8 protein-coding genes and 1 pseudogene are annotated in these 8,420 nt (G+C 52.9%); 2 read left to right on the forward strand and 7 right to left on the reverse strand.

The window, feature by feature from the left end:
* A pseudogene (locus BLT55_RS30645) lies at nt 1-443 on the forward strand (hypothetical protein); the annotation flags it as partial.
* Between the two features lie 120 nt (nt 444-563).
* Here BLT55_RS30645 and BLT55_RS30650 read toward each other — a convergent pair.
* The 7 genes from BLT55_RS30650 to BLT55_RS30695 all read right to left on the reverse strand — a co-directional run bounded on the left by BLT55_RS30650 (nt 564) and on the right by BLT55_RS30695 (nt 6,457).
* Nucleotides 564-1,490 (reverse strand): TrbL/VirB6 family protein, encoded by a 927-nt coding sequence (locus BLT55_RS30650; RefSeq protein ID WP_004667085.1) that lies wholly within the window; start codon nt 1,488-1,490, stop codon nt 564-566.
* A gap of 325 nt (nt 1,491-1,815) precedes the next feature.
* Nucleotides 1,816-2,472 (reverse strand): P-type DNA transfer protein VirB5, encoded by a 657-nt coding sequence (gene virB5 / locus BLT55_RS30660; RefSeq protein WP_004667086.1) that lies wholly within the window; start codon nt 2,470-2,472, stop codon nt 1,816-1,818.
* A 67-nt stretch (nt 2,473-2,539) separates the two neighbouring features.
* The gene (locus BLT55_RS30665) at nt 2,540-2,815 is read right to left on the reverse strand and encodes a hypothetical protein (RefSeq protein WP_054086044.1); all 276 of its coding nucleotides are present in this window, start codon (nt 2,813-2,815) and stop codon (nt 2,540-2,542) included.
* Between the two features lie 383 nt (nt 2,816-3,198).
* Nucleotides 3,199-3,999, reverse strand: coding sequence for a replication initiation protein (locus BLT55_RS30675; RefSeq protein ID WP_223862829.1), 801 nt, complete (start codon nt 3,997-3,999; stop codon nt 3,199-3,201).
* Between the two features lie 1,398 nt (nt 4,000-5,397).
* Nucleotides 5,398-5,676 (reverse strand): type II toxin-antitoxin system RelE/ParE family toxin, encoded by a 279-nt coding sequence (locus BLT55_RS30685; protein ID WP_004661684.1) that lies wholly within the window; start codon nt 5,674-5,676, stop codon nt 5,398-5,400.
* Nucleotides 5,676-5,876: a type II toxin-antitoxin system RelB family antitoxin gene (gene relB / locus BLT55_RS30690; RefSeq protein ID WP_054998763.1), complete on the reverse strand. Its 201-nt coding sequence runs from the start codon at nt 5,874-5,876 to the stop codon at nt 5,676-5,678. The genes BLT55_RS30685 and relB overlap by 1 nt, the downstream gene beginning before the upstream one ends.
* Nucleotides 5,877-6,211: 335 nt before the next feature.
* Nucleotides 6,212-6,457 carry a hypothetical protein gene (locus BLT55_RS30695; RefSeq protein ID WP_002555996.1) on the reverse strand — a complete coding sequence of 82 codons (246 nt, stop codon included), beginning with the start codon at nt 6,455-6,457 and terminating at the stop codon, nt 6,212-6,214.
* Nucleotides 6,458-6,475: 18 nt separating this feature from the next.
* Here BLT55_RS30695 and mobQ point away from each other — a divergent pair.
* Nucleotides 6,476-8,420 (forward strand): MobQ family relaxase (gene mobQ / locus BLT55_RS30700; RefSeq protein WP_074802027.1); only part of this gene is annotated, 1,945 nt, incomplete at its 3' end.

The raw sequence follows: 8,420 nt of genomic DNA on the forward strand, positions 1-8,420 counted from the left end.
ACGACAGGGTTAAGGCCGATTTGGACCGGGCAACAGAAATGCCGAGGAAAGAGGCTGAATGGCGTGCAGAGCATCCTAAGCGAGCTTGGCTGCATGACAAAGGCATCAAGAAAAGTACGAAACTTGAGTATTTTGAAAAATCGTTGCGGGATACGCAATACGCCCGTCAGAACGCTCATTTGCTGCTGTCAAGTGCACAGATGAAGGTGAGCAATGCGCAATACAGTGCGTCTTGGCTAATTAGCCAAGAGAGAAATAGAAGTTCGGTGATGCAACGGATCGATCAGCTGGAGGCTGTTGTGATGGCCGAGGAAGCCGCGTCAGCGCCTACTACGGACGCGAGCCGCGCCCAGGTGAACAGATCGCGTAGCAAGCCCACTTATCGCCCTCAGCGCGATTACAGCCCCGATCAGGACCAGGACGAGCCAGGTATGGATTTCTAAGCACAGAAATCGACATAGAGCATGTAGGCCAGGGGCAGGCCAAAGTTTCCGGCCCGGAAACTTTCTACACCAGCCACACCCAAAAAAACCGGGTTTCCCCGGCCTTTTTGTGTGTGGCTATTATCCTGCGATCTTGTTACCGGGCAGCTTCGAGCGTGCAAAGTTGGCAACCCTTGCCGCTGTTCGTATACCTGAGTACTTGGAAACGACCCCGGAGACCCCCGCACCTGCGGCACTAGACCCCATGATCGACGCCGCATAATTCGGCAGCTCTGTTACTAGCACAAGAAAAACCGCAAAGAAGATAAACATGGAAATAGACCCACTTATCGAGGGATCCATTTTGCCGTCCTTGAGAACCGCCGTGTTTATAAAAGCAACTTCCATTGCCAGTACTACCGAAAACAGAACTTGCGTGAGCATGAACCCGGCCATCTGAGAAACCCAACCCCAGAACCATTGGCGTGTACGATCAAATAACGCAAACGCAATGAAAAGTGGACCCAGAGCCAAAAGCATGGTGGTAGCAGCCTTGATAACTAGCAAAGTAGACACCACTGCCAGCAGAAAGGGAATGCCTCCTAGAATGAATAGAACGATGGAAATACCGCCTGTGTAAAGGACTGACATGTCCATCTTGAGCAGGCTAAAAGCCTGATTCTTTATCATGGCAATTAGGGTTGATGAGTAGGTCGCGATCATGGAATCAATCTGATTGACTTGAGAACCAGACTGACCCGATAGAAGCCCCCCCATCCAGGCAGGCGCGTCCGTCACAAAAGGCACGATGGTTGTTATGTACCAACCTACGTTAAAAGCCATGCCTGCGATGAAAGCCATCTTGAATATTTCGTACACTATATCTTGTGCAGATTGATTCAGTCCCATTACCAGCCATCGCATGCTGCGCATGGTAAAGTTGAGAATCCAAATCGTGCCTATGAGTGTGCCTAATGCTAACATGACATTTCGTATGCCGGTAGTTAGTAAGAGTTTTAGCGCGTTATCAATAAATTCATAAAGAGTTTGTACTGGCGTAAATTCCATTATAACTCCCCTTTAATTTTCTTGGCTTTGTGGTTCTTGATTGTTTCTTTTAGGTTGTTATATTCCGTGCGTAGCTTGAGCCACATGTAAACGACTAGTGATGAGCCGATTATTATATAAGCTGCCTTCACCAGCGTTAAAACCGCGTCAATTATTGTTGTGCTGACCCATACAATAGACTCCGATAAATGTGTGATGTATGTATCTGCGGACATGCCAGCCGCCCATGCGACAAAGATGGAGACGTAAACGAACGCTGATACGACGACAACAAATTTTAAGTAATTCTTGATAATTCTTAACATGCTTAACTTCCCTATGTTAATTAGCGCAGATATTTGTCCAGATAGTCTTGTTGCTTTTTCTTTTCTTCAATTTCTTCCTGTTTTTCTTGAAGCATCTGCATATTCGCCAGCCGCATCTGCTGGTTTTGCAGCTCGATCAACTCCTGCTGATAGCGCAATTGCAAGTCTTCCTTCTGCTGCGGGGTCTTCACCTCGTTCAATCGTTCCCGTAGCAGCTCGGCGTTCTTGACCCGTTCAGTACTGGCGTTGTAATTGCGCTCCAGGGCATCGGCAGCCGACAATATCTGGTCGAATTTCGCCTGCACGCTGGCATTATCCGAGGTTAAGCCGTAGCGCTCACGCAAACTGACGATATCGCGTCCCGTGCTGTACACATCAGCCCAGTCTCCCATGGGCATGACCTTGTTCAAGGCGGGGTCGTTTAGGAAACCACCCAACATGTCGTTGCCGGTGACGATGCTCTTGTAGTGGTTGTACTGCTGCGCTGTCTCGCGGATGGCGTCCTTGGCCGTGGTCAGCGCGTCCATTGCCTGCTTGGCTTGGGCCAACGCATTCGCCCTCAGCGTGAGCAGGGTAGACGGGTCCAGTACCGGAACGCCTGGAACCGCTGCAAATGCTGGTAAAGCCGCTGCATTTAGTGAAAGAGCAACTACAAAATAAATTAAATACTGTTTCATGCAAGTTTCCTTGGCTGGCACTGCCAGCCATTGAGTTAGATTTGACTACACCTCAGTTTCTAAAATATTACTCTATAGAGTCGCGAATGTGAGAGGCCTTTTGAAGGAAGTCGCCCAACTGCTCTGATCTAAGCAAGGTGCTGTAGAATAAAATATTGAGCCCGTGCACAAACCTATCGGCAGTATCTTCGGAAGTTACGAAACCAGCGTTTCGAAGTACATAAGAGGTGACCATTTGGTGGTAACACTCAAATGCAGCGTTTAGGTTGACGCTCTCATCAACAGCATCAATGAGGCTTTCCAGCACGGGAAGGGCGGTTTCTGTAGAATGGTCGATAGCCATGGTGATGGTTCCTTGTCTATGTTGCTATGGTTAGGTCTGGCTGGAGGGTGCGAACCTCCAGCCAGGCCGTCTGGTAAAGCGCGTTATTGTTTTTTGGCAGACCTCATGCTGTGATCGAGGGCTCCGCCTTCGAAGCATTTCATCAAGATCATGAAGGCCTCAGTGCCAATTGGTGCTACCCCGTCGCTCCTTGTGACCGTTATTTCATACCGGTCAGCCAATGGCTGGCCCTCCACTGCGTCCGTGCCAGGCAGGAATAGCTTTATCTCTATATCGCGCTTTGGGTTACTCTTTTGCTTAGCCATGGTGTACATCTCCTGTGGATGTTGCTGTGGTTAGCTCCAGTCGTGGTTTCGAAGCCCGCGGCTGGAGCGTCTTTAAAGCTATACTTCTAGCCTTAATTGGTTATTTTTCTTGAAATCAAATCTAAGCATAGCGACTTTCCGACCTTTTTTAATCGCCCGCCAATCAATCAACCAGCCATCTTTCTCCGTTAGCTCCTTGACGGCCGGTTCGATAATTCTTCGGCGAATAGCTGCGAAGTTAGCCATCTGTTTTTCAGTGGCATCCATTGACTGAGCAAAGTCTTCAATGGTTATCTCAAGCCAGCCGGTATCTTGAAAGCGAGTCAGAAGCTCGAGTAGTCGCCATGAGTAGATAGAACGTAATGCGCTTGCCTGCTGAAGTTGGTAGCTAGTGAATTTTTTTCGTAAGCCGGTGAGCTGTGGTAGCAGCTCAGGCCACCAGTAAAGCTCAACCCACCCTTCCCCCTTCTGGTAATGCACTCTGCCTACCCATCGCATCTGAACGCGCGTAGGAGGAAGCGGTTTGCCTTGGCGAGAGCTAGCAGCTTGGTAAAAGGTGATCGATCGCTTGTAAAGCTGATTTGCTGCCGATTGGAGTTGGTTGTAAGCGGTGTCTAAATCAATTCCAAAAGCCTCTGCGTACTCAGTCGCATTTATACGTGTAGTAGGTATGGTTCCGATCGGAACAGCTTTGCGGCTATCCATTTTTGACAGTGCGCAGCCAACGACACGCTTTTCGGCCAAGGTCAGCCCCTGTCCTGACCGGGTAAGGGCGTTACCCATTGTGATCCAGCGCTCTCCAGGAACGCGCTCAATAGACGCATCGTAGTTTTCACTACGTTTTGCGGTTGCTTTCGCGGAGGGGGTGGTTTTTTTCACGAGAGCCAATTGTGCCAACCTTGCGGTTAATGTGTCGTAACTTAAAGTTGCCACACTTCATCAAATGTGACAACTATTTTTGTGACTCAGCCTGTGGATAGCACCGGAAAAAAGGCACAGTTAACCGGAAAAAAGGCACAGTTAACCGGAAAAAAGGCACAGTTAAAACGCTGTAAGCCTCTAGCTAGAGCGGCTCGCAGAGTCTACAAACAAGAAAAAACAAGAAAGAACGCAAAAACACTGCATAGGCGTGTGATTGGGATGAATAGAGAAAACGGAAAAAATCGTACGCTAGCGTGCGACTTCAGGTCATAAAACGCCGGTCGGATGCTTCTTCCGACCGGCGTTTTTATGACCCGTCAACGAGCAGAGCGAGGCGACAGCCTAAGTGTAGGGGCCTGCAATCGAAATGGCCCGGACCTGCAATCATCGCGTTTTTCGACCAGGATTGATTGCATCTATCCGAGCCAGCAAACCGGGATTATTTGCGAATGAACCTGCGTTCATCTGGTTCGACCTGCAATCGATTGTCATGAACCGGAATTATTTGCGAGTGATCGCTCGCCGCTTATGTCTCATTTGAGCACACCCTTGTGAGACGTATGGCCGAGACGCTTTTTGCGTCTCAATAGGGCGGCTTTTAATTTTTGATACAGTACGTTCACAAATTCTAGAGTCTAAAGAGACAAACTTGACGATGGCACCTTACGGAGGTAAGAGGTTGGAGCTTCCAACAGCAGCGCTACCGGGCTACCGGACTGAATCGTGTGATCGCAGTACAGGGTGCGGAGCAATGAAACAGAAAGTGCACTAAGCCGAGTGCATCCGCGTAAACCCCGCTAAAATCATCGGTTTTCAGTCGCATTTAATCTTGGTCGGCCGCTCTCGATTGCAGGTCGAAGTGGGTGGATGCAGGTTCGTTTGCAGTCAATGCTGGTTCGCGGTGCCGGATAGACGCAATTAATCCCGGTCGAAAAACGCGATGATTGCAGGTCCGGGCCATTTCGATTGCAGGTCGTTACACCTAAGGTGTCTAAGGAGGCGCTGATTTATTCGATTTTTCGTCCCTGCAACGCTCTGGAGGCCTTGATTTATCTGGGGGCAACAGCTGGGTTTTAGAATAAATCAGCGTCTCCCTAAGTGTTCACATGTGTCATAGCAAAGAACGTATAACCGCAAAGCGCAGGGGGGCTGAAAATTCTCGCATGCGAGAAACTTTGTCATGACAAAGTTTTGGCTTGCCTGATCTAAGGCTTGATCGTGTGTGGTGTCAGGTAGAAAGCGCCCTTCCAGTCGCTGTGCGCCCTACTGACACCGCACATGACTTGAGGCTGTGCAAGGGCTGCTTCGCTCCTTCACGGCGCAGGCTACGCCCTGCGCGCTTCGCTTGCGGGTCAACTAGAACGAGGGGTATTCCTGCCTGGCGTGGATAACGTTCACGACCTCGATGCGCTCGAGGGTGACGCGGTAGACCAGGACATAGTTTGGATGGGCCACCAGCTCGCGAGTACCAGGCACTCGCCCAGGACGGTACAGGTAGGGATGATCGGCCACCGGTAGTATGGCTGACTGTAAGCGCTCCAGAATGGCTTGAGCGGCTTTGGGGTCTTCGTTGGAGATATACCGGATGATCTTAGCCAGGCTCATGCGCGCACGTTGCCGCCAGATGATTTGCATCAGCTGACCTTAGCCCGATCCCGTTGATGCTTTTCTGCCTCGGCAATGATTGCGTCCATTTCCGCCATGACCTGATCGTGCGGCACACCTGGACTGGGATCGTCCAGTGATGCTTGCACCTGGAGCCGAAACCAGCGGTCGTAGCTTGCTGCCTGTTCATCGGTTTCGAATTCCGAAACGATGGGTGAGAGGTTGGCCATGTGGGGTTCTCCAGCTGGGAGGGTTTTACATCACTGTTACATCGCGTTTACATCATCTGTACGTCATTTTACATCGTCTGTACGTCAAACCTGAGCAGACATCCGCTGCACTGTGTTGCATTGGTTTGCACTGTGTTGCACTAAATTGCATTGAGTTGCACTGTTGTCCTGCTTGTGCCTTGGGTAAGTCCTGCATTTGCACTGCACTCGCACTGCAACCTCACTGCGCGGGCACCGCACCTCACTGCATCTTCACTGCAAAAATGCTGCAATTAGAGACATTTTGAGTCAATCAAAGACACTCTGAGTCACGGAGTGACACACAGAGACACTGCTTACGGTGCCATCGAGGCCAGTTCGTCCAGGAGCGGAGCCAGACGCTTTACATCCACGTCCCTTTTCACCGTCGATGCCGCCAGCTCAAGCACCCATTGCCGGACTCTAGGCTCTCTTTTCGCTTCGGCCAACAGCATCCCGCCCAGGATGATCTTCTGGCCGGTCTCCAAGCCCCTATTTTTGGTCCTCAAGCGCGCCAGTTTGTCCTGCAAACGGGCCGCTTTCTGCTCATCTGACAGCGCCATTTTATTTCTGCCTGAAACGTGGGTGGTGATGCTACGATAGCACGCAGCGAAAGCAAGTGCGCACTTTCGACTCGTACCGAGTCAGCGCGCCCCCTTCGGGGGAAATCACAAGCCAAAGCAGAGGCAAAAGCCATCGCCATCTTTCATGCCAGTACCAAATCGATAGGCCGTAGCTCCGGACGTTCGTCCGTTGCTGCGGCTGCTTATCGGTCGGGTACTGAGCTGGTCGATATGCGCACGGGCCTTGTCCATGACTACACCCGGCGCGGCGGTGTTGTTTCCACTGAAATCATGCTTCCGGACGGCACCAGTGCCGAACGCAATGCACTATGGAACGCCGCCGAAACCGCTGAAAAGCGCAAGGATGGCCGGACGGGTCGCGAGTGGACCATCGCGTTACCTTCTGAACTGGATGACAGTGCACGGCAAGAACTGGCCTCTGCGTTTGGCATCGAGCTGGCCACCCGTTACGGCGTTGCCGTTGACTTGGCCATCCACTTGCCGGATCGGGAAGGCGACAACCGCAATCACCATGCTCACGTGATGACCACCACCCGGCAGGTCAGCCGCGATGCGGCTGGTCTGCTGGTGATGGGTGAAAAATCCACCATGGAGCTTTCGGACACCAAGCGCCGTGGCATGGGTCTTGGTTCCGCAGCAGATGAAGTGGTCGCCATCCGCCAGTTGTGGGAACGGATGGCTAACCGCGCCTTGGAGAACGCCGGTTCAGATGCCCGGATCGATTCACGCAGTCTCAAGGCGCAGGGCCTTGACCGCGAGGCCACCACGCATCTGGGGCCGGTTGCCAGCGACATGGAGCGCCGAAATAAGGCATCGGATCGAGGCGATGGCAACCGGCAAGTGGCTGCGAACAACGCGCTGCGTGAGCAGCTCTCAGCACAGATACTCGATCTGAATGCGTTCCGTGCTGCACGGCAGACCGCGCCGGTGGAACCCGCACGCAAAACGCGTTCGGCGCCGGTGCGCCTACCTGACAATCCATTGCCGGTTTACGCACGAACCCCCCGGAAAATGGCGACTCTGGACGATATTTCGATGCGTGGAGCGCGGCTGTTTGGCCCGCTGAAAGCTGCTGCAGAAAAAGACCAGGCTAACGAGAGTGGTGCCGATCTGCTGCGACCCGAGGTGAAGGCCGCCTGGAATGCTCGACGTGCACCAGGTACGGCAGCGGTCACCGCGGCTGAGCCAGAAGTGAATGCAACTGACTCTGTGCGAACCCATTGGAATCCACGGACAGCCATAGCTCCCCAACCCGCTCCAGTGCCGGCACTGCCAGAAGAAACGCCGGCAATCGATGAGCCGGCCAGCTCGGAGACGCCGAAACCTACCGAGCGACCTCGGCCTAATGCTCGCCCAGCGATCGAGGCGCTTTTTGCCGAGTGGAGGCAAGAGCGCGGCACAGAGAAGCCCGTCGCCGCAGAGGCACCGGCCAACATCGATCCGCAGCCTCTCAGCTATCGCGAGCGTATGGACGCGATCAAGGCACGCCGAACGTCTCGGCATGGTGATCAGCCCCCAGTTGCACCCGCTGCTGCCCAGCGCACGCCTGAGGCGGTCAAACCGGTGATCGATCCGCAACGTCCCGAGCAACCTCCGCTTACTGGGAGTGCCAAGATTCGAGCGATGATGGCCGATTGGAAACAAGAGCACGGGATATTCAAGGACAGTGACTCCGATCCAAGGGGGGGCCGTGAGCGCGTGAGCACGATCATGGATCGCATGCAGGCTCAAGTGAACGGCCAGCTGCCGTTGCCGAAAGTCGAGTCAGCACCTCAGCCCAATCCTGAGCCAGTCAAGGCTGCACCAGTGGTGCCTGCGCCGGAACCGGTCAAGCCGGTGATCAGTGCTGCACGCCTTGAACTGGACGCTTTGAAGGCGAGCGTAGTGCCGATCGAGAGCGTTGTGGCTGCTGATCCGCGTGTGATTGCAGCTCAGAAGGAGT

The sequence above is a fragment of the Pseudomonas cannabina genome, assembly GCF_900100365.1.
In the GTDB taxonomy this organism is placed as follows: Bacteria; Pseudomonadota; Gammaproteobacteria; order Pseudomonadales; family Pseudomonadaceae; genus Aquipseudomonas; species Aquipseudomonas cannabina.

What these genes read in the sequence shown, in the direction of transcription:
- relB (WP_054998763.1), bottom strand. Translation starts at nt 5,876, where the DNA reads ATGGCCAACCTCTCACCCATCGTTTCGGAATTCGAAACCGATGAACAG.
- virB5 (WP_004667086.1), bottom strand. Translation starts at nt 2,472, where the DNA reads ATGAAACAGTATTTAATTTATTTTGTAGTTGCTCTTTCACTAAATGCA.
- BLT55_RS30665 (WP_054086044.1), bottom strand. Translation starts at nt 2,815, where the DNA reads ATGGCTATCGACCATTCTACAGAAACCGCCCTTCCCGTGCTGGAAAGC.
- BLT55_RS30685 (WP_004661684.1), bottom strand. Translation starts at nt 5,676, where the DNA reads ATGCAAATCATCTGGCGGCAACGTGCGCGCATGAGCCTGGCTAAGATC.
- BLT55_RS30695 (WP_002555996.1), bottom strand. Translation starts at nt 6,457, where the DNA reads ATGGCGCTGTCAGATGAGCAGAAAGCGGCCCGTTTGCAGGACAAACTG.
- BLT55_RS30650 (WP_004667085.1), bottom strand. Translation starts at nt 1,490, where the DNA reads ATGGAATTTACGCCAGTACAAACTCTTTATGAATTTATTGATAACGCG.